This is a genomic window from Micromonospora sp. NPDC049301 (genome assembly GCF_040678715.1).
GTDB lineage: Bacteria > Actinomycetota > Actinomycetes > Mycobacteriales > Micromonosporaceae > Micromonospora.
Genome location: NZ_JBFAQO010000004.1, coordinates 1 through 19,568 on the forward strand (window position 1 = coordinate 1; position 19,568 = coordinate 19,568).

Consider the following 19,568-nt stretch of genomic DNA (forward strand, 5'->3'; position numbering starts at 1 on the left):
GTCCCGGGGATGTAACGTGGCGGCCCGCGGGGTGTTCCCCGGGGCTGCCGCACCGCGCCGGTCAAGCCGCGGTGATCTGCCAGGTATAACGACCCCGGCCGGCCCCCGATTCCACGCTGACGGTGGCCCCGCCCACCCCACACCGGCGCCGAAACCGGACACCACACCCACTGTGGCCGTCCGTGAACCGGACATCGGGCCACTCGCGTCCCTGGACGGTCTGTCACGGGTCAGCAGATCCGCATCACGCCACGCGACTCGCCCGTCAGTAGGCGGACGGCCGCCGGCAGCCGTCCGCCGGCGGTCGACCAGTTGGCCGAAGCCGGATATACCTCAGAGCGCTATACCTCAGAGGCATAAGTATGCCTCTGAGGTATAGGGCTTTCTGGTGCTGCTGCCGCCCGTGACCGATTTCCGCACAGCGACTTCAGTCAGGCGGCCAGCCCCGGGGCGGTGCCCCGGGGCGTAGCGAATCGGCCGGTTGGGTAACACCAGCGGCCATGAGCACGAGCGCCGCACCCTCCGCCGCACCTCCCGGCACGCCCGTGGCCGCCGCCCGGCTGGGCACGGTCGCGGTGGTCGCCCACCGCCGCAAGAGTCTCGGTGGCGGCCTCGACGAGCTGCGGGCGACCCTCGCCAGCGCTGGGGTCGACGACCTGCTCTGGTACGACGTGCCGAAGAGCCGCAAGGCGCCGAAGAAGGTCCGCAAGGCGCTGAAGAAGGGCGCCGGGCTGGTGTTCGTGTGGGGTGGGGACGGCATGGTGCAGCGCTGCGCGGACACCCTCGCCAACTCGGGGACCCCGATGGCCATCCTGCCCGCCGGCACCGCGAACCTCTTCGCCGCCAACCTCGGCATCCCGGAGGATCTCCAGGAGGCGGTGCGCATCGGACTGCACGGCCGACGACGCCGGCTGGACCTGGGCCGTCTCAACGGCGAGCATTTCGCGGTGATGGCCGGCGCCGGGTTCGACGGTGAACTGATCCGCGCGGCCGATCGGGACCTCAAGGGCCGGCTCGGCCGGCTGGCGTACGTCTGGACGGGGTTGCGGCACGTTCGGGGGGAGCTGGTGCACACGCGCATCCGGGTGGACGGGGTCACCTGGTTCGACGGCGAGGCCAGCTGCGTGCTCTTCGGCAACGTCGGCACGATCACCGGTGGCATCCCGGCCTTCGACGACGCCCGGCCGGACGACGGCTGCCTGGAGGTGGGTGTGTCGACCGCGAGCGGGGCGATCGACTGGGCCCGCACCCTCGGCCGGATGGCCGCGGGCCGCTCGACGGACTCGCCCTTCGTCCGGATCACCCGGGGCCGCCGGGTGCGGGTTCGCTTCGCCAACCCGCGGATGTACGAGCTCGACGGTGGCGCGCGTACCGCTGTACGGAAGCTCAAGGTGCGTTCGGTGCCCGGCGCGCTCACCGTCTGCTGCCCCGACCCGCCCGCCTGACCGACGCTGAGCGGTATCAGGCCTTCCGGGCCGTACGCCGGTTGCCGAACGACTCCATGGTGCTCGCCTTCTTGGCCGGCGCCCTGGTGGCGGACGTGGTGCGGGCCCGGGTCGCCGCGGCCTTCTTCGCGGGTGCCTTCTTGGCGGCGGCCTTCGTCGCGGGCGCCTTCTTCGGCGGAGCGTTCTTGGCGGTGGCCGCCTTCGCCGTCGGCCTGCGGGTGGGCGTGGCCGTGGTGGCGGACGTGTCCTTCTTCCGCGCGACGCGGGGCGTGGTCGGTGTGGGCTTCTCCCCGGCCGCCTTGGCCGCGGTCGCGCCGGCGGCCCGCTTCGTGGCGGTGGCGACCTTCTTCGCCGCGACCTTCCGGCTCGGCGGCATCTTCTTCGCCTCGGTGGCCTTGGCCGGCCCGGCCGACCTGCGCGCCGGGGTGATCGTCCTGCGTGGGCTCATCGTCACTCCTTCTCGGGTAACGCCGGCGTCGCCGGCACTGGCGGGCGACAGGTGTCGGCGGGCCGCCCGGCCCGATCGGCGACGTCTTCCCGCGCCCCGGCCCGCCAAACGCCGGACGAAAGGCGGATGGGGCAGCCCGACGCGTCGGACTGCCCCACCCGTTCGGGAAAACCGGTTCAGAACCCGAGTACGGCCCGACCCCCGACCACGGGCAGCCGCAGCTCGCTGTCGTTCGGCGCGACCCGCAGCTCGGTGCCGCCCAGCGGCAGCAGCGTGTACTCCTGGTCGCTGGAGAAGACGACCACCCCGATCCGGTGGCCCGCCGGGAAGATGTAGTCCTTCGGCTCCAGGGTCCACCGGTAGTCGTACAGCTTGCCCTGCTTCACCGGCTCGGTGCGGGCCGGACCCTTGCGGTTCTGCGGGTCCATCCAGCCCCGGGTCACCACGGTCGGCGCGGCGGTCGAGCCGGCCGGGCCGTAGTCGACCAGGTACGCGGTGAGGTTCGCGTCCGGCTTGTTGTCGATCGCCATCCGCAGCCGCATCTCCGGGCGTCCGGAGATACGGACGTTCTGGGTCAGCACGGGGGAGCGGTAGGCGAGTCGGTTGGGGCTGGCGGTGTCCGGGTTGGCGACCAGGGTGTCCGGGTGGATGGTCCGGCCCTCGTCGACGAAGCCCTGCTCGACCCGGGCCTTCGGCGGCTTGCCGGAGGTGAGCGCACCCGGGGCGGTCGCGTCGGTGGCGGCGAGGTTCACGCCGACGGTACGGGCCGCGGGGTCGGGCCAGTTGGCGTACGTGGTGTAGGCCCGGTCCTCCCGCTGGAGCACGGCGGTCGGCTCGTCCATGATCCCGTTGCGGACGTTCCACAGCCAGAAGTCGAACCAGCGGTTCTCGGTCTGCTTGTACGTCCACGTCCGCCCGTCGGGCAGGGTCACCGACGCGCTGCTGCCCGGGCCGCCGTGCCCGCCCTGGTGCAGCCAGATCTTGCGCGGCACGTCGCGCTTGGCGAGCTCGTCCCACCAACCGGCGAAGTGCTCGGTCTTCACGTTCCAGTCGTTGAGGCCGTGCACGACGAAGACGCTGGCCCGCACGTCCCGGGCGTCGAGGTAGTCGCGGTCCTGCCAGAACGTCGAGTAGTCGCCGGTGACCCGGTCCTGCTCCTCGGTGATCTTCGCGATCTCGTCGGCGCACTGCCCCTCGGCCCGTGCCTGCCCAGCGGTGTACTGGGCCAGGATGTCGGTGTCCTCACCCTGGAACGTCCCGGGGGCCACGACCAGGCCGTTGGCCCGGTAGTAGTCGTACCAGCTGCTAATCGCGGAGACCGGCACGATGGTCTTGAGGCCCTTGACCCCGGTGGTGGCCACCTGGTTGGGCAGCGTCCCGTTGTAGGAGACGCCGGTCATGCCGACCGCGCCGGTGGTCCAGCCGGCGGTGACCGGGGCGCCGTTCGCGTCGTACCCCTTCGCCCGGCCGTTCAGCCAGTCGATGACCGCCTTGGTGCCGAGCGTCTCGGCCTGGTCGCCGCTGGTCGGGCAGCCGTCCGAGTCGCCGGTGCCGACGCTCTGACCAAGCACCACCGCGTACCCCCGCGGTACGTAGTAGTCGTCCAGCGAGCCGGGCAGGTTGGCCTTCGCCTGGGCCCGCTGGGCTGCCGCGTCGCGCGCCCGCAGCCCGGAACGGTCGGTCAGACCGTTCTGCGGCAGGTCGTCGACCAGCACGCTCGGGTACGGCACGTCGCCCCAGGTGCCCTTGCGGTACGGGCTGTGCTCGAAGATGACCGGCACCTTGAAGCCCTGGGTGGCGGTCTCCCGGGGCCGGGAGATGTCGATCGCCACCCGGTCGAGGCGGCCGTCGTGGTCGGTGTCCACGGGGGTCTGGACGAACACCCGCTCCTCGATCGCGTCGGCGAGTGAGAACACCGGCTGGGTCATGCCGTCACTGACCACGATGCCGGTCGGCGTGGGTGCCGCGGGCGGGGTCGCCGCCGCGGCAGGGGCTGCGCTCAACAGCAGTGCGCCGGACACACCGACGCCGAGTAGTGCCAAGGGGGGTCGACGCACGCGCGTTTCCCTTCGGTCGGGCTGGTTGCCGGGGGTCGGCCGAGCTGGATCCCGAAGATCCATTCAGCTCATGCTAGGTCCGGGTTGGCGTCCCGTCGATCCCTTCAGGTCGGGTCGCGTCCACAGTCGATCCGGCCGTGCCTCGTTCGTCGTCGGAGTCCTCTTCCCCGCCCTGTCGTTCGGGCAGGCGTTCACCCGCAGCGGGTTCGACCTGCGCCGCCACGCCCTGAGCTCGCTCACCCTCGGCGACCTCGGCTTCGCCGTCGGAGCGGTGATCATCTCGGGCTGGCTCGTCGCCCTCTCCCGCCGGGCGCGCGAGGAGGTGGGCGAGCCGCGTGGCGGTGTCTCGTCGTACCGGCGTGCGAGCATCCCGTCATGGCGACATCGAAAGAGCCGGTGACGGTCCCGACCGAGGTCAGCGTGGACGATTTCCTGGCCGCGGTTCCCGATGAGCGTAGGCGGGCCGACGCGGGGCGGCTCCGCGCGCTCATGGGCGAGGTGACCGGCGAGCCGGCGGTGATGTGGGGGCCGAGCATCGTCGGCTTCGGCAGCTACCACTACACCTACGACAGCGGGCGTTCCGGCGACGCGCCACTGGTGGGTTTCTCACCGCGCAGACCACACCTCGTCGTCTACCTGGTGGGCGGTTTCGAGGATCGTTACGGCCAGATTCTGGAACGGCTCGGCCCACACCGCACCGGAAAGGGCTGCCTCTACCTGAAGCGGCTCGACAGCGTCGACGAGAGCGCGCTACGCGAGCTGATCGACCGCACCGCGCGGGTGCATCGGGGCGTCGACCGGGCCAGCGGACGCTGACGCTCGGTCGCTGCCCGGCCCGGCCAGGTCACTGACCCGTCCAGACCGCCTTCGCACCGGAGTCGCCGGTGCGGACCACGTAGTACACGGCGACGCCCGCGGCCACCACCGACAGCACCTGCAACGACAGGGTCAGCGCCCGGCCGCTGCCACCGGTCGCGCCCGCCTCGGCGGTGCGCGGCGGGACGAACCAGACCAGTGCCAGCGTCACGACCGCCAGCCCGATGGTGACCCAGAGCGTGATGTCGCCGAACTCCTGGTGCGCCTCCAGCTTGGGGAGGAACTCGGGGGTGACCCGGTTGGCCGAGCGCATGCGCTCGAAGAAGGCGTCACCGGAGAGCTTCGCCAACAGCGCGGAGACCGGCGCGCCCACGGCGAGCAGCGCCAGGACCCAGCGGGTGTGCGGCCGGACCGGCGCGACGAGCGCGTACGCGACCGCCAGGAGGGCCAGCAGCGGCACGAACACGACCGCGGCGTGCAGCACGAGAGGGTGGGCGGGGATGCCCATGAACTCCTCGAACACTGGCGTCTCCTCCGGTGGTGGCGGTCGGGCCTCTGATCGTTCCGGAAGCGACGCTATCGGTACCCGCCCGGTGTGTCAGCCCCCGATCCACGAGCGCTCGGACGGCCAGCGGCGACGGGCAGGGTGCGACGACAACGGCACATCCGGCCGGCCACCACCGTGGCCGGCCGGATGCGGTGTGCTCAGCGGTCGCAGCGCAGCGCCGACAGGTCGACGGCGTCGGCCATCGCCTGCATGCCCTTGTCGTTCGGATGCAGGTGGTCTCCGCCGTCGAAGAACGGCAGGAGCGCCTGCGGGTCGTACGGGCTGCGCGTGATCCGGTCCAGGTCGACGACGGCGTCGAACGCCCCGGCGTTGCGGATCCAGTCGTTGACGCCCTGACGCACCGCCTCACCGTCGGCGTCGTACTCGGACCAGCCCTTGTACGGCATGACCGTGGCGCCGACGACGCACTTGCCGGCCGCGTGGATCCGGTCGGCCAGGTCGCGGTAGCCGGCCACCAGGTCGTCGACCGTGACGCCGCTGTGCGCCTTGAGGTCGTTGATGCCCTCCAGCACCACCACCGTGCTGACCCCGGGATGGGAGAGCACGTCACGGTCCAGCCGGCGCAGCGCCGCCTGCCCCGCGCCGTCGGCGAGCACCTTGTTGCCCGAGATGCCCTCGTTGGCCACGCCCTTCACCGGGCTGTCCGGCGCGGCCTGGAGCCGTCGGGACAGGTAGTCGGGCCAGCGACGGTTGACGTCGGAGGTGGAGGCCCACCCGTCGGTGATGGAGTCGCCGAGGGCCACCACCGAGCTGATCGCCGTGGACGTCTCCACGCTGACGGCGTCCAACCAGTACCAGGAGCCGATCGGGTCGGTCCAGTTCGTCGCCGTCTCCTCGGCGGCGTGGTCGCCGGCGGTCGCGTAGGACGTCTGCATGGCCATGCCGTGACCGGTCGTCGGGCCCTGGGCGCCGGTGACGTACAGGCTGACGACCAGGTTGCTCTGGGCGGCCAGCTTCCCGGGCAGCGGGTCGCTGAGGATCGTCTCGCCGGCCGGAACGGTGACCGAGGGCTGCCCGCCGAACGTGAGGCGCCGGTTGCTGCCCCGGATCAGCTCGGCGCCCTGCCGCTGCAACCCGGCGTAGGCGTTGGCGAAGGTGACCGGGTGGTCGCCGAAGGCGTTGCTCAGGCGGATGCGCAGGGCACTTCCACCGACGCTGGTGCGTACCACCAGTCGGTAGCTGCGGTCGGCGGGCCCGGCGCCCTGCCGGTCGGCGCTGGCGGCCCAGGTGACCGCGAAGTGCCGATCCCGACCCGCCGGGGCGGCCGCCGCGTCGCGCTGCGCCCGCGCCTCGGCCGACGGCCAGGCCTGCGCGGCCGGGGCCGCCAGGGGTACGCAGACCGCCGTGACCAGCGCGGCCAGAATGATCGCCGACACGCGGCGGGGGTGGCCGTACCGGGCCGGCATCAGAGGCCCCGCACCGTGACGGACTCACCGGGCTTCAGGGTGAGCCGGCGTTCGGTGCCGCCGACGACCAGGGTGGTGCTGCGACCGCCGACGCTCGTCAGCCGCGCCTGGGTGACCGCGCCGTCGCGCCAGCTGAGATCGACGGTGAAGCCTCCTCGTACGCCCACGCCGGCCACCGAACCGGAGGCCGCCCACGCGGCGGGCAGCGCGGGCAGCAGCTCGACGTGGCCCGGCCGGGAGTAGACCAGCATCTCGACGACCGCGGCGGGGGTGCCGAGGTTGGCGTCGATCTGGAAGATGCCGCGGCCGGGGTTCGTCTCGTAGATGTCGAAGAGGTTCATCGCGGTGCCGTTGCTGCCGTTCGTCGACGGCCGCAGGTTGTTGACGATGAGCTGATACGCCTTCTCCGCGTCCTTGAGCCGCGCCCAGCACAGGCTCCGCCACGCGTTGGCCCAGCCGAAGCTGTTCATGCCGCGCGCGGTGAGCAGGGCCGTCGCCCCGGCGACGATCTCCTTCGGGGTGGACTCGTCCGGGCGGATCCGGTCACCGGGAAAGAGGCCGATCAGGGGGGAGAGGTGCCGGTGGGTGGTCTCGCCGAGGTTGTCGGGTGACATCCACTCCTGTAGCCAGCCGGAGGTGGGGCTGACCTCGGGCAGGTAGAGGCGCTTGCGGAGTTCGTCGATGGTCCGGGCGTAGCCGGTGTCCCGGCCGAGCACCTGGGTCGCGGTGTGGTAGTTCTCGAAGAGGTTCCACACCAACTCCTGCGAGTAGGTGTTGCCCTTGGTGTCCTGCGGACCGTGCTCGGCCGACCAGTCGCGGTCGGCGACCAGGAACTCGCGCGACGCCCCGGACGCGTCGGTGACGGTCGTGGTGATCAGCCGGCTCTCCCAGAACTCCACGGCACCCTTGATGACCGGGTAGACCTTCGCCAGGTAGGCGCGGTCCTGGGTGTACTCGTAATGCTCGAACAGGTTCTGGCAGAGCCACGCGTTGCCGCTCGGGTGCCACCACCAGCCGCTGCCGCCGTACGGGTTGGTGGAGTAGGCGACGGCCCATCCGGCGATCTTGCCGCTGGAGTTGCGGAACCTGTTGGTCGAGGTGTTGAAGAGCCGCTGGGTGACCTCGGTCCAGACTGGCAACTGCGCGACGCAGTAGTCCGCGTACGCGTCGAAGGTGTCGGTGAGGCCCGCCCGGTCGGCCAGCCAGTAGCACATCTGGATGTTGACGTCGGTGTGGTAGTCACCCATCCAGTCCGGGTCGTTGCCGTCCAGCCACGGGCCCTGCAGGCCGATCGGCAGGCTGCCCCGCGACCCGGAGATCATCAGGTAGCGGCCGAACTGCAGGTACGCGGCCTCGAGCTCCGGGTCGGGGACGTTGTCCCGCCAGCGCGCCTGCGCCCGTTCCCAGGTGTCCAGTTCGCGCTGGGTGGTTGACGACGTGCCGAGGTTGATGGCGAACTGCTCGAACGCCGGACGGAAGTCGGCGACGTGGGTGTGCAGCAGGTCGCGAGCGGATTCGCGGGCCGCCGCGAGGACCTTGGTCCGGGCGAGGCGCTCGGGGTCCACGGACGGGTTGCGGAACCCGGCGGCGGCGTCCGCCGCGTAGTTGGTGCCGCCGCTGACGACGACGGTGAGCTCCCGGCAGCCGGTGAAGGAGATCGACGTGCCGTTGACCGCCACCTTCCCCGTGCTGCTGTACGCGGTGACGGCGGCGCCGTAGCGCAGCCCGTTGGCGAAAGAGGCGCCGAACGACGCGTACCGGCCCGCGCCGTTCGCGGTGGTGGACTCGCCGTGGGTGCCGGCCAGAGAGACCGTGCCGTTGTACGTGCCGCGGCCCTGCTGCGAGAAGTGCAGGACGATGACGTCGTCGGGGCGGCTGGCGAATATCTCTCTCCGGTAGCCGACGCCGGCGATGTCGTACGCGGCGCTGACCAGGCCCTGCGCCAGGTCGAGGGTACGGCGGTAGTTGTCGACGGCGCCGAGGTCGTGCCCGGGGATGTCGACGGTGAGCGTGGCCAGCATGGTCAGCGAGCCGAAGTCCGCACGGCCGTAGGGGAACTGGCCGTCACCTTCCAGCGTGTCGTTGCGGCCACCGGTCCAGAGCGTGGCATCGGTGATCGTGAGCAGTTCCCGGGACGGGTCGTTGCTCGCGAGCGCGCCGAGGCGGCCGTTCCCGACCGGCAGGCCCTGCTCGATCATGGAGTTGGCGGAGCCGGGCGCCTGCCACCAGAGCTGGTTCTTTGCGGCGATGTCCGTGGCGAGCATCGGCGACGTGGTGGGACGTCGGGGTGCCGCCGAGGCGGCGAAGGCGGGCAGGCCACCGAGGGCGGTGGCCGCGCCGGTGGCGGCGGCCAACGCGAGGAAGCCGCGGCGGCTCGGGTGGATGTCGCGCGGTTCGGTGTTCCGGATATCCATGTCGGGTTCTCCAACCTGGGCGAGCTGTGGGGGCGGCGCGGAGAAGGTGCGCGGCCCGGCTGCTGCGTCGGGCCGCGCCGGGCACGTCAGAGGGTCTTCGGCACGTCGATCTTGTCGATGTCGGGGGAGTACCAGGTGCCGCTGTCGAACGTGATGGTGTTGGCGCCGGCCTTCAGGGCCAACTGCACGCTGACGGTCTCGACCGTGCCCCAGTCGCCGGTGGACGGGAACTTCAGGTAGGTGCCGTTGCCGCTGTTGGAGGCGACGTTCACCGAGCGGGCGTCGCCGCTGACGTAGGCGACGGTGACGGTGTAGAGGCCATCCTTCTGGACCGTGACGTCGTTGAACTGCACCTTGCCGCCGACGTAGAGGTTGCCCACCTTCTTGCCGCCGGAGCAGGCGTCACAGCCGTGGACGGAGGCGTTGCCGCTCAGGGTGTTGGCCGGGGACTCCGCCTCGTAGCTGGTGGGGACCACCGTGGTGCCGCCGGGCCGGACGGTGAACAGGCGGGAGCCGTGTGCCGGCAACGCCGCGGTGATCTTGTTCTTCTGCGTCCCGAGGTTCCTGCTGTTCCACACGTCACGGACCGACGCGTTGCCGGTGAACCCGAAGGCCGCCCAGTGGGCGGTGACGGAGGCCGGGGCGTCACCGAGGTTGAACAGCGCGACGGTGTAGCTGCCGTCGGGGTTCTTCGCGCCCCAGACCTGCTGGTCGCCGGCCGGAGTGACCGGCCGGGCGGGCACGCCGCCGTTCTGGTCGATGGCGATGACCTCGCGGTTGGTCAGCAGGGACAGCCCGTAGTCGTCGAGACGGGTGAGGTCGTCGCCGCTGTACAGCGGCGACTTCGAGATGGCCCACAGGGTCGCGTACGTCTGCCGCTCGGCCCGGGTGAGGCCGTCCATCTCGCCGTTGCCCACGTTGAGCGAGTCGAGGTCGTTCCAGCCGCCGGGGCCGGCCTTGCGGCTCCAGGCCGGCGCGTCGTCGAACCGGTCGTCGACCGAGTTCTCCCAGGTGACCAGGGTGTTGCAGTAGCACTCGACGTCGGTGTCGATCCGCCAGCCGTTGGAGTACCGCTTCCAGTCGGCCGCGTGGTTGATGTCCAGCGACCAGGACAGTTCGAGGTGGATCGGGCGGCCGGCGGTCGCGATGGCCTTCTGCCAGGCGGCCACGTCGGCGACGTTGTTGTAGTTGTCACCGGACTTGAACGAGCCCGGGCCGACGCCGTCGAGCTTGAGGAAGTCGTATCCCCAGTCGGCGAACATCTGCGCCTGGGAGTCGATGTACCTCTGCGCGCAGGGGTTGTCGAAGTTCAGCTTGTAGGCGCTGTCCCAGCCGTTGGTGGTGCGCAGGTCCGGGTAGACGATGTCGGCGGTGGTGCAGCCGGCGGCGTTCCAGATCGGCGCCGCGCCGTTGGCGTACGCCTCCTTCTCCAGACCGACGGGCAGGTAGATGCCGGCCTTGAGGCCCTGGGCGTGGATGTGGTCGGCGACGGGCTTCATGCCGCGGGGGAAGCGCACCGGGTCGGCCGCCTGCCGGGCGTACTGGTCGAACTTCGGCACCCACGCGTTGTCGCGCCACCAGCCGGCGTCGATGTTGACGTACTCGTAGCCGTACGGCTTCAGCTTGGCGGCGAGGGCGTCGGCCTGCTTCAGGACGTTCGCCTCGGTGAGGTAGCTGTAGTCGCCGTCGGGGTTCAGGCCCGGGTACCTGGAGGACTGCATGCTCCAACTGGTCCAGCCCATGAAGGGGCGCTCGGCGACGGCGGCCGTCGCGACGTCGTTCGAACCGGGCGACTCCGCCGGTGCGGCCTGGGCCGGGACGGCACCCGCGCCGAGGAGCACGGCCACCGCTGCGGCGACGAGGGGTGCGCCGGGTCGGCGTCGCCGCCGGCCGGCGGGTACCTGTGGCTCTCTACGTGGTGTGGACGGTGACTGCATGGTCAACCTCCTGGGGGCAGGGTGGGTCGAGTCGAGCGCTATGGACGGCCGAGGGCCGGGTTGACGCCGTTGGTCAGGGCAGAACGAGCGATTGGATGCTGACCGCCGCTGCTCCGCGGGCCCATTCCTCGAACGGCAGCGGACGGATGGAGAGGGGACACCGCGCGGCGGCGCCGAACGCCTGCCGCTCGAAGCTCGTGCGGATGTGGCTGTCGAACAGGTCGTACGCGGCCAGGCCCTCGCCGGACACGACGATCCGGGTGGGGCCGACCAGGTTCGCGACGGCCGCGATGCCGCAGCCGATGGCGTTGCCGGCGCGGGTGAAGACGGCCCGCACCTGCTCGTGGCCGCCGCGTGCCAGTGCCACGGCCTCGTCGATGGTGAGGTCGGGGCGGCCGGTGCGGTCGCGGGCCTGCCACACGATGGCGTCCGTGCCGGCGATCGACTCGACGCAGCCGCGACCACCGCAGTGGCAGTCCGGGCCGGCGGCGTCGACGGCGATGTGGCCGATCTCGCCCGCCACGCCGTTCGAGCCGGACACCAGTCGCCCGTTGACGACCAGGCCGCAACCGATGCCGGTGCCCACGGTGACCAGGGCGAACGACTCGGCGCCGACCCCCTCGCCGAACCAGTGTTCGGCGGCGGTCAGCGCCTTGACGTCGTTCTCGACCGTGACCGTGAGACCGGTGCGGCGCGCGGCGAGCGGGCCCAGCGGGACGTTGCGCCAGTGCAGGAACGGTGAGTACCGGACCAGGCCGGTGGTGCGGTCGATGTCGCCGGAGAGGGCGAGCCCGAGCCGGCTGATCCGGGCCCGGTCACCGGGGAAGGCGTTCAGCAGGTCGTCGGCGAGCCGGCCGACCTCGCCGAGCACGGCGTCGACGTCGGGGTCGTTCAGCGGCCGGCGGGCGGTGGCCCGCACCTGCGCGCGGAGGTCGCAGACGACGCCGATCAGCTCGTCGGCGGTGATCTTCACCCCGATGAAGAACTCCCGTTCGGCCCGGACCGCCAGTGGGCTGGCCGGGCGTCCGGCGCCCGGTCCGGTGCGTTCGGTGGCGGCCAGTTCGTGCAGGTAGCCCAGGTCGATGAGGGGGCGGGCGGCCTTGGTGACGGCGGCGGAGGAGAGCCCGAGTCGACGCGCGAGTGCGACCCGACTGGCCGGCCCCTCGGTCAGTACCGCCGTGAACACCGCCGTCGCCGCCGGTGGTCCGGCCGGCGCACCGGTGTCGCGCCCAGGAAACATGGACGCAATCTAAGGCGAATATTTAACTTCTTCAAGTATTGATTCCGCTCAGTGCTCCGCCCTAGAGTCGGCGGCGCGCGGTGCTCAGCTACGGGAGCGCGGCAGGCAGTCCTTCTTGTACTTGAGGCCCGAGCCGCACCAGCAGGCGTCGTTGCGCTCCGGTGGCCAGGGAATCCGCGCGCCGGGTCGAGCCGCCAGTTCGCCCGCGTAGCCCGCCCGGATCTGCGGGTCGGCCAGATCGCCGTTGCGTCGGTCGGCATGGGCGACCAGGCCGGCCACCGTCGCGGTGAGCACGGCCAGACCGGTCCCGCCGGCGTTCGCCAGGCCGACCAGCTTCTTCTCCAGCCGGGCCCGGTGCGCGTCCCAGTCCGGCCCGTACGCCTCGGTCAGGGCGGGGTGTTCGGCGAGCAGGCGGTCGAACTCGGCCCGGGGCCAGAAGAGCAGGTCCGGCTCACCGCCCTCGCGCTGCGCCGCCCGACGGACGAGCTGGGTCTCCAGCCGGTCCGCCAGATCGTCGTGCCGGTCGTGCGGCAGGTTGAGATCCCGGCGTACGCGATGCCGCTGTTGCAGCAGGAAGAACAGGACACCGGGTGATTCCGGCGGGCCGACCTCGACCGGAGGCTCGACGGCGGTGATGGCCTGCGCCGACGCCCCGGCGGCGGTGGCGCGCTCGCCGAGCAGGGTGTCGACCGCCTCACTCAGCCAGCGCTCGGCGATCGCCGAACGACCACCGGCGTCCAGCGCCGCGCTCACGTAGGCCGGGGCGTCGGGCTGGACGAGCAGGAACGGGCGGAGGGCGGTCAGCTCCGCCATCGCCTCGTCCTCCCGGCCGGCGGCCTGGAACAGGGCCCGGGCCCGCAGGGCGCGGGCGAAACCGGCCCGGGGGTCGTCCCCGGACGGGTACACCTCCAGGGCCCGCTCCGCGTACCGGAGCGCCGCATCCGGCCTCGCGCGGATCTCGGCGATCTCGGCGGCCAGGGTCAGCGCGTCCCCGGCGTCGTCCGGATCTTCCAGCCGGTCCTGCTCCACAGCCTCGGCGATCTCGGCGGCGACACCGAGCGGATTGGCCGTCCCGAGCGCCGAGCGGCGAAGTTCGGCGAGGTCAGCCTTGGTGAGTACGTCTTTCGTCGGCACGATCTCACGGTACGTCGGGGTGCACCCAGCATGCCGGCAGATCACCTGTAACGCGGCTCTCACGGGGCACGACGCCGGTTGCCGAGAGGTCGCGAGACCAACGGATCATGGTCATCTGCCGTCCACCCGCCGTCGGTAGCGTCCGATCGCCAGTTACTCGGATACACCGCACAAAGGGTGAGCTATGGGCATGGTGGATCGGCGTACGTTTCTCAAGGCGATGGGCGTCCCGGCGATCGGCGCGGCGCTTCCGCTGGACCTCAGCAAGGCGCTCGCCATCCCGGCGAACAACAAGACGGGCTCGATCAACGACGTCGAGCACGTCATCATCCTGATGCAGGAGAACCGCTCCTTCGACCACTACTTCGGCACCATGCGGGGTGTGCGCGGCTTCGGAGACCCACATCCGGCGACACTGCCGTCCGGTAAGGACGTGTGGCACCAGCCCGACGGGGCCGACGAGCTGCTGCCGTTCCGGCCCGAGGTGAAGGACCTCGGCCAGACCTTCCTGCCGGACCCGCCGCACGGCTGGAACGACGGGCACGCCGCCTGGAACGACGGTCGGTTCGACCAGTGGGTGCCGAACAAGGGCGTCACCGCGATGACGTACCACACCCGCCAGGACCTGCCGTACCACTTCGCGCTCGCCGACGCCTTCACGGTCTGCGACAGCTACCACTGCTCGCTGATGGGGCCGACGGACCCCAACCGCTACCACATGTGGAGCGGCTGGGTCGGCAACGACGGCAAGGCCGGCGGCCCGGTCATCACCAACGCGGAGGCGGGCTACGACTGGTCGACGTACCCGGAGCGGCTGGAGCGCAACGGCATCTCCTGGAAGATCTACCAGGACATCGGCACCGGCCTCAACGCCGCCGGCTTTTGGGGCTGGACCAACGACCCGTACATCGGCAACTACGGCGACAACTCGCTGCTCTACTTCCACCAGTACCAGAACGCGCAGCCGGGAACGCCCCTGGCGGACCGGGCCAAGACCGGCACCGAGGTCCGGACCCAGGGCCGCAACCCCGAGGCCCTGCTCGCCGACTTCCGGGCCGACGTCGAGGCTGGACGCCTGCCGCAGGTCTCCTGGATCACCGCGCCCGAGGCCTACACGGAGCACCCGAACTGGGAGCCGGCCTACGGCTCCTGGTACATCTCGCAGGTCATCGACATCCTCGCCTCGAACCCCGAGGTGTGGAGCAAGATGGCGCTCTTCATCACGTACGACGAGGAGGGCGGCTTCTTCGACCACGTGGTCCCGCCGACGCCCCCGCAGACGCGCGCCCACGGCCAGTCGACCGTGCCGACCACCAACGAGATCTTCCCCGGCGACGGCGACCACCCGGCCGGCCCGTACGGCCTCGGCATCCGGGTGCCCATGATCATCGTCTCGCCGTGGACGCGCGGCGGCTATGTCAACTCGCAGGTGTTCGACCACACCTCGCTCATCAAGTTCCTGGAGACGCGGTTCGGGCACGGCCGCACGGACCTGATCGAGTCGAACATCACCCCGTGGCGGCGCGCCGTCGTCGGTGACCTGACCACGGCCTTCGACTTCCGGCACCCGAACCGGTCGCGCCAGGTCACCCTGCCCGACACCGACGACTTCAAGCCCGAGGACCTGGTGCGGCACCCCGACGAGATGCCGGTTCCGCCGGTCGACCAGCGGCTGCCGAAGCAGGAGCGCGGGGTGCGCCCGGCGCGGGCGATCCCGTACACCCTGCACGCCGACGGCCGTGCCGCCGACGGCTCGTTCCGGATCGACTTCCGCAACACCGGCGGCGCCGGCGCGGTCTTCCAGGTACGCGAGGCCGGCAGCGCGGACGCGCCGCGCAGCTACACCGTGGAGCCGGGCAAGCACCTGACGGACACCTGGGAGGTCGGGTCCGACCACGACCTGTCGGTCCACGGGCCGAACGGGTTCTTCCGCCGGTTCACCGGCGGCCGGTCGGACCTCGACATCACCCCCTCCTACGACGAGCGCGACTACAAGCTGGGCCTCACGCTCACGAACCGTGGGTCGAAGCGGGTCGAGGTGACCGTCCGGGACGGGTACAACTCCCGTCCGGTCAAGCTGTCGCTGCGCCCCGGCGAGTCGGAGCGTGCACAGTGGACGTTGTCGCGTACGCACGGCTGGTACGACCTGACCGTCACCGTCGCGGGTGACGCCGGCTTCGCGTACCGCTGCGCCGGCCACGTCGAGAACGGCAAGGACAGCATCAGCGACCCGTCCCTCGGCGGGCTCGTCTAGCCGGTCGCGGGGTCGAAGGACGGCATTCGTCTTTCGACCCCCGCCCCCGGACGTCGGGCGGGATCTTGCCACCCGCCGTACCCACGCCCTTCACATGATCTTCAGTAGTCAGGCGGACGGACTGTCGAGGCTGTCGGGACGATCTTCGTCTCGATCAAGGCAGGTGTGTCAGTGCCCGACCCATCCACCATCAGCCGTCGACGGTTCCTGACCATCGCGGGCGGTACCGCCGGCGTGATCGCGGTGAGCCAACTGGTCGCCGAACTCCCCGCGGCGTACGCCGACGAGCTGGACCCGGCGCCGTTCGCTCTCGGCGTCGCCTCCGGCGAGCCGGACCACAGCAGCGTCGTGCTGTGGACACGGCTGACACGCGACCCGCTCAACGCCGCGGACGGGGGCATGCCGGCGGAGCCCGTCCCGGTCCGCTGGGAGGTGGCGCGGGACCAGGAGTTCCGCCACGTCGTCCGTTCCGGCGAGGTGACGGCCACGCCGACGACCGCGCACACCGTGCACGTGCTCGTGGACGACCTGGCCCCCGACCGCTGGTACTGGTACCGCTTCGTCGCCGACGGCGTGACCAGCCGCACCGGTCGTACCCGAACCATGCCGCCGCCCGGCGCGAAGGCCGACCACATGCGGTTCGCGTTCGTCTCCTGCCAGTCCTGGGCGGGCGGTCCGTACCCCGCCTACCGCGACCTCGCCGAGCAGGAACTCGACTTCGTCGTGCACCTGGGCGACTACATCTACGAGACCACCAACGGCAGCCTGACCGAGTTCCGTCGGCTGCACGCGCTCTACAAGACCTCGCCCGACCTGCGGGCCGCGCACGCCCGGTTCCCGTTCATCATGACGTGGGACGACCACGAGGTGCAGAACAACTACGCCGGCGCGGTCCCGTCCGGGGCGGGCGACGGCCGGCCCTTCCTGGAGCGCCGCGCCAACGGCTACCAGGCGTACTACGAGCACCTTCCGCTGCGGCCCGAGCAGCGCCCGACCGGGCCGGACATGCTCATGTACCGGAGGGTCGACTTCGGCCGGCTGGCCCAGTTCAGCGTGCTCGACACCCGGCAGTACCGCAGCGACCAGGCACTCGGCGACGGGCGCAAGGAGCCGACCGGCGAGGTCTTCGACCCGACCCGCACCATGACCGGCCCCGAGCAGGAACGCTGGCTGCTCGACGGGCTGCGCCGGTCGAAGGCGCGCTGGAACGTCATCGCCCAGCAGACCATCATGGCGGCCTTCGACTACGACCTGGGGCCGGGGCAGATCGTGAACCTCGACCAGTGGGACGGATACCCGCCGGCCCGCTCCCGCATCCTCGACTTCATCGCCACGCACCGGGTCCCGAACCCCGTCGTCCTCGGCGGAGACTGGCACACCCACTGGGTGAACGACCTGAAGACCGACTTCACCGACCCCGCCGCGAAGACGATCGCCACCGAGTTCGTCGGCACGTCGATCTCCTCCGGCGCCGGGTGGGACGCCGACGTGCGGGCCGGTCTCGCGGCCAACCCGCACGTCCGGTTCTACAACGGCAGCTACCGCGGCTACGTGATCTGCGACGTCACCGAGCGGCGCTGGCGTGCCGACCTGCGCATCGTGCTGGACGCGCGGGACGCCCTCTCACCCGCGTACACGATCGCGGCGTTCGAGGTGCGCGACGGCGTGCCGGGCGCGTACCGGATCGACGCCGGCGACGGCATCGTCGGGCGGGTCGCCGACGCGGCCACCGGCGCAGCCCTGCCGAACGTGCAGGTGACCGTGCTCCGGGCCGACGGCAGCCGACTCGTGGAGAGCACCACCGACCCGTCGGGCGAGGTTCTGGCCTTCGCGCCGCCCGGCAGCTACACCGTGGCCGTCAACGGGGTCGGCTACGAGCCGGTGACCCGACCGGCGACGGTCGTCCAGGGCGCGCCGACGAAGCTGGACCTGCGGCTGACCCGGGCGGCGACCAGGGCCGGCGCCGGCCGCGTCATCCCCGGGCCGCAGGCCGAGGCGAAGGCGTCCGACCTGGTGCTCAGCAACGACCTGGTGACCCTGGCCGTCTCGGCCGGCACCGACGACCCGCAACTGTCCGGGGTCACCGTCGGCAAGCCCCTGGACCTGGCCGCGGTCGGCCGCCTCGACCAACTCGACTGGATCAACCTGCCGTACGCCTCGGCGACGCAGCCCCGCGGCAGCAACGCCTGGCAGCAGCGAACCGTCCGCTCCAGCGTCGTCGAGGTGCTCTCCGCGACCGGCCCGCTGGCGACCGTCCGCGCCACCGGCGTCAGCACGGCCGTCGCCGACCTCCAGGTGGTCACGACGTACGCCATCCGGCCGAACGAACCGTGGGTGCTGGCGGAGAGCGTCTTCACCAACGTCGGCACGGCGTCGCGTACCTTCTGGACCGGCGACGCGCTCGACCACGACGGCGCCGGCCAGCGCAGCGGAATCCCCGGCCACGGCACCATCACCAGCAGCACCCCGGCCGACTACCCGCCGGCCGCGCCGTGGATCGGCATGACCGGCTCGGACCGGCAGACCTACGGCCTGCTCTACGAGGACGCCGGCTTCGTCGCGTACGCCGCCTACAACTGGGTGATGAGCCAGCGTCAGGTGACCCTCGCCCCGGGTGGGACGTTCACCCTGCGGCGCCGGATCGTCGCCGTGGACAGCGGCCCCGGCGCCGACCCGTTCGCGGTGCTCGGCCAGCTCTGACCGACACGCTCCGGCCGCTCTCTCTGGTCGGCGGTGGACGTACTGGTGAGCGTTATGACTCTCAGGTATATCTATACCTCAGAGTCATAACGCTCGTCACGGCGTCCCCTCGCGCGGACATCACGCTCCGTATTCCCGGGCCGGTCAGAACTCCTCGTACACCGCCGGGTCCTGGTCCGCGAGGCGCCCGTCCGGGCGGCCCAGCGCGGTGATGGCCTCGACCTCCGCGTCGGTGAGCTTGACGCCGAAGACGTCCAGGTTCTCGACCTGCCGCTGCGGGGAGGCGGCCTTGGGCAGCGGGATCACCTGGCGGGCCACGTGCCAGGCGAGGATGGCCTGCGCCGGGCTGACGCCGTGCGCGGTCGCGATCTCCGCGACGACGGGGTGCTGCTGCAGGTCGTTGCCACGGCCGAGCGGGCTCCAGCCCTGCACGAGGATCCCGTGCTCCCGGTGGTAGTCGATCGCCTCCTGCTGCGGGAAGTACGGATGCACCTCGATCTGGTTGACCACCGGAACGACCCCGGTCTCGGCCACCAGTCGGTCGATGTGCTCGGGCAGGAAGTTGGAGAGGCCGATGTGCCTGACCAGACCACGCTCGCGGGCCTCGATCAGTGCCCGCCACGCCTGCACGTACAGGTCGACCCTGGGGTTCGGCCAGTGGATCAGGTACAGGTCGACCCGGTCGAGGCCGGTGCGGAACACGCTCTCCTCGATGGTGGTCAGCGCCTCGTCGTAGCGGTGGTGCCGTCCCGGCAGCTTCGAGGTGACGACCAGCTCGTCCCGCACGTCGCCCGCCGAACGGGCTGCCCGACCCACCGCGCCCTCGTTCTCGTAGTTCACCGCGGAGTCGAGCAACCGGTAACCCACCCGGATCGCCTGACCGATCGCGTCGACACCCGCCGAGCCGTTCAGGCGGTAGGTGCCGAGCCCGATCGCCGGCAGCGTGGTGCCGTCGGCGGCCGTCAGGTGGGGAATTGCCATGGTTGATCTGCCTTTCGTCGACCGTGACTGGACCCTACCCGCACGAGCCGCGCACTGAGCCAGGCCGGCAGTCATACGCGGCTTCGGCGGGTCATCACGGATGGTGCTCGGCTGGTATCTTGCGGTGCTGTGCCGAACAATGCTCATTTGACCGGTCTGGATGCTCTG

Annotated in this window: 14 protein-coding genes; 5 read left to right on the top strand and 9 right to left on the bottom strand. The window is 71.3% G+C overall.

The window, feature by feature from the left end; all coding sequences use genetic code 11:
- Positions 1–500: 500 nt before the first annotated feature.
- On the top strand, positions 501–1,445 hold the full coding sequence (locus tag AB0K07_RS13055) for a diacylglycerol kinase family protein (RefSeq protein ID WP_363754352.1): 945 nt from the start codon (positions 501–503) through the stop codon (positions 1,443–1,445).
- Between the two features lie 16 nt (positions 1,446–1,461).
- Here the strand turns inward: AB0K07_RS13055 and AB0K07_RS13060 are convergent, their stop codons facing one another.
- Together AB0K07_RS13060 and AB0K07_RS13065 are read right to left on the bottom strand one after the other, a co-directional pair.
- A complete protein-coding gene (locus AB0K07_RS13060) occupies positions 1,462–1,893 on the bottom strand; it encodes a hypothetical protein (protein WP_363754354.1) in 432 nt (143 codons plus the stop codon).
- A gap of 176 nt (positions 1,894–2,069) precedes the next feature.
- Entirely contained in the window at positions 2,070–3,950 is a 1,881-nt protein-coding gene (locus AB0K07_RS13065; protein WP_363754357.1) for a Xaa-Pro dipeptidyl-peptidase, read from the bottom strand.
- 70 nt (positions 3,951–4,020) lie between these two features.
- Between AB0K07_RS13065 and AB0K07_RS13070 the strand changes: the two genes are divergently transcribed.
- On the top strand, positions 4,021–4,350 hold the full coding sequence (locus AB0K07_RS13070) for a hypothetical protein (protein WP_363754360.1): 330 nt from the start codon (positions 4,021–4,023) through the stop codon (positions 4,348–4,350).
- Complete coding sequence (locus AB0K07_RS13075; RefSeq protein WP_363754363.1) at positions 4,326–4,766, top strand: DUF1801 domain-containing protein; 441 nt, start codon at positions 4,326–4,328, stop codon at positions 4,764–4,766. Before AB0K07_RS13070 ends, AB0K07_RS13075 begins: the two co-directional genes overlap by 25 nt.
- A 28-nt stretch (positions 4,767–4,794) precedes the next feature.
- On the opposite strand, the gene AB0K07_RS13080 is transcribed toward AB0K07_RS13075, so the two are convergent.
- The 6 genes from AB0K07_RS13080 to AB0K07_RS13105 form a co-directional block, all read right to left on the bottom strand.
- Positions 4,795–5,289, bottom strand: a complete 495-nt coding sequence (locus tag AB0K07_RS13080) for a DUF2231 domain-containing protein (RefSeq protein WP_363754365.1) — start codon at positions 5,287–5,289, stop codon at positions 4,795–4,797.
- A 182-nt stretch (positions 5,290–5,471) separates the two neighbouring features.
- Positions 5,472–6,710, bottom strand: a complete 1,239-nt coding sequence (locus AB0K07_RS13085) for an SGNH/GDSL hydrolase family protein (RefSeq protein WP_363754367.1) — start codon at positions 6,708–6,710, stop codon at positions 5,472–5,474.
- Between the two features lie 29 nt (positions 6,711–6,739).
- On the bottom strand, positions 6,740–9,154 hold the full coding sequence (locus AB0K07_RS13090; protein WP_363754368.1) for a glycoside hydrolase N-terminal domain-containing protein: 2,415 nt from the start codon (positions 9,152–9,154) through the stop codon (positions 6,740–6,742).
- A gap of 86 nt (positions 9,155–9,240) precedes the next feature.
- Complete coding sequence (locus AB0K07_RS13095; RefSeq protein WP_363754369.1) at positions 9,241–11,091, bottom strand: carbohydrate-binding protein; 1,851 nt, start codon at positions 11,089–11,091, stop codon at positions 9,241–9,243.
- A gap of 73 nt (positions 11,092–11,164) precedes the next feature.
- Positions 11,165–12,331, bottom strand: coding sequence for an ROK family protein (locus AB0K07_RS13100; RefSeq protein WP_363754370.1), 1,167 nt, complete (start codon positions 12,329–12,331; stop codon positions 11,165–11,167).
- A gap of 84 nt (positions 12,332–12,415) precedes the next feature.
- Positions 12,416–13,465: an SEC-C domain-containing protein gene (locus AB0K07_RS13105; RefSeq protein ID WP_363754373.1), complete on the bottom strand. Its 1,050-nt coding sequence runs from the start codon at positions 13,463–13,465 to the stop codon at positions 12,416–12,418.
- A 184-nt stretch (positions 13,466–13,649) separates the two neighbouring features.
- Between AB0K07_RS13105 and AB0K07_RS13110 the strand changes: the two genes are divergently transcribed.
- Positions 13,650–15,719 carry a phosphocholine-specific phospholipase C gene (locus AB0K07_RS13110; RefSeq protein WP_363754375.1) on the top strand — a complete coding sequence of 690 codons (2,070 nt, stop codon included), beginning with the start codon at positions 13,650–13,652 and terminating at the stop codon, positions 15,717–15,719.
- A gap of 171 nt (positions 15,720–15,890) precedes the next feature.
- Entirely contained in the window at positions 15,891–18,419 is a 2,529-nt protein-coding gene (locus tag AB0K07_RS13115) for an alkaline phosphatase D family protein (protein WP_363754378.1), read from the top strand.
- A gap of 144 nt (positions 18,420–18,563) precedes the next feature.
- On the opposite strand, the gene AB0K07_RS13120 is transcribed toward AB0K07_RS13115, so the two are convergent.
- Positions 18,564–19,400, bottom strand: coding sequence for an aldo/keto reductase (locus AB0K07_RS13120; protein WP_363754380.1), 837 nt, complete (start codon positions 19,398–19,400; stop codon positions 18,564–18,566).
- Positions 19,401–19,568: the final 168 nt, after the last annotated feature.

Coding starts and splice junctions, on each gene's coding strand:
- AB0K07_RS13100 (WP_363754370.1), bottom strand. CDS start 12,331: ATGTTTCCTGGGCGCGACACCGGTGCGCCGGCCGGACCACCGGCGGCG.
- AB0K07_RS13075 (WP_363754363.1), top strand. CDS start 4,326: ATGGCGACATCGAAAGAGCCGGTGACGGTCCCGACCGAGGTCAGCGTG.
- AB0K07_RS13060 (WP_363754354.1), bottom strand. CDS start 1,893: ATGAGCCCACGCAGGACGATCACCCCGGCGCGCAGGTCGGCCGGGCCG.
- AB0K07_RS13090 (WP_363754368.1), bottom strand. CDS start 9,154: ATGGATATCCGGAACACCGAACCGCGCGACATCCACCCGAGCCGCCGC.
- AB0K07_RS13110 (WP_363754375.1), top strand. CDS start 13,650: ATGGGCATGGTGGATCGGCGTACGTTTCTCAAGGCGATGGGCGTCCCG.
- AB0K07_RS13070 (WP_363754360.1), top strand. CDS start 4,021: ATGCTAGGTCCGGGTTGGCGTCCCGTCGATCCCTTCAGGTCGGGTCGC.
- AB0K07_RS13095 (WP_363754369.1), bottom strand. CDS start 11,091: ATGCAGTCACCGTCCACACCACGTAGAGAGCCACAGGTACCCGCCGGC.
- AB0K07_RS13055 (WP_363754352.1), top strand. CDS start 501: ATGAGCACGAGCGCCGCACCCTCCGCCGCACCTCCCGGCACGCCCGTG.
- AB0K07_RS13120 (WP_363754380.1), bottom strand. CDS start 19,400: ATGGCAATTCCCCACCTGACGGCCGCCGACGGCACCACGCTGCCGGCG.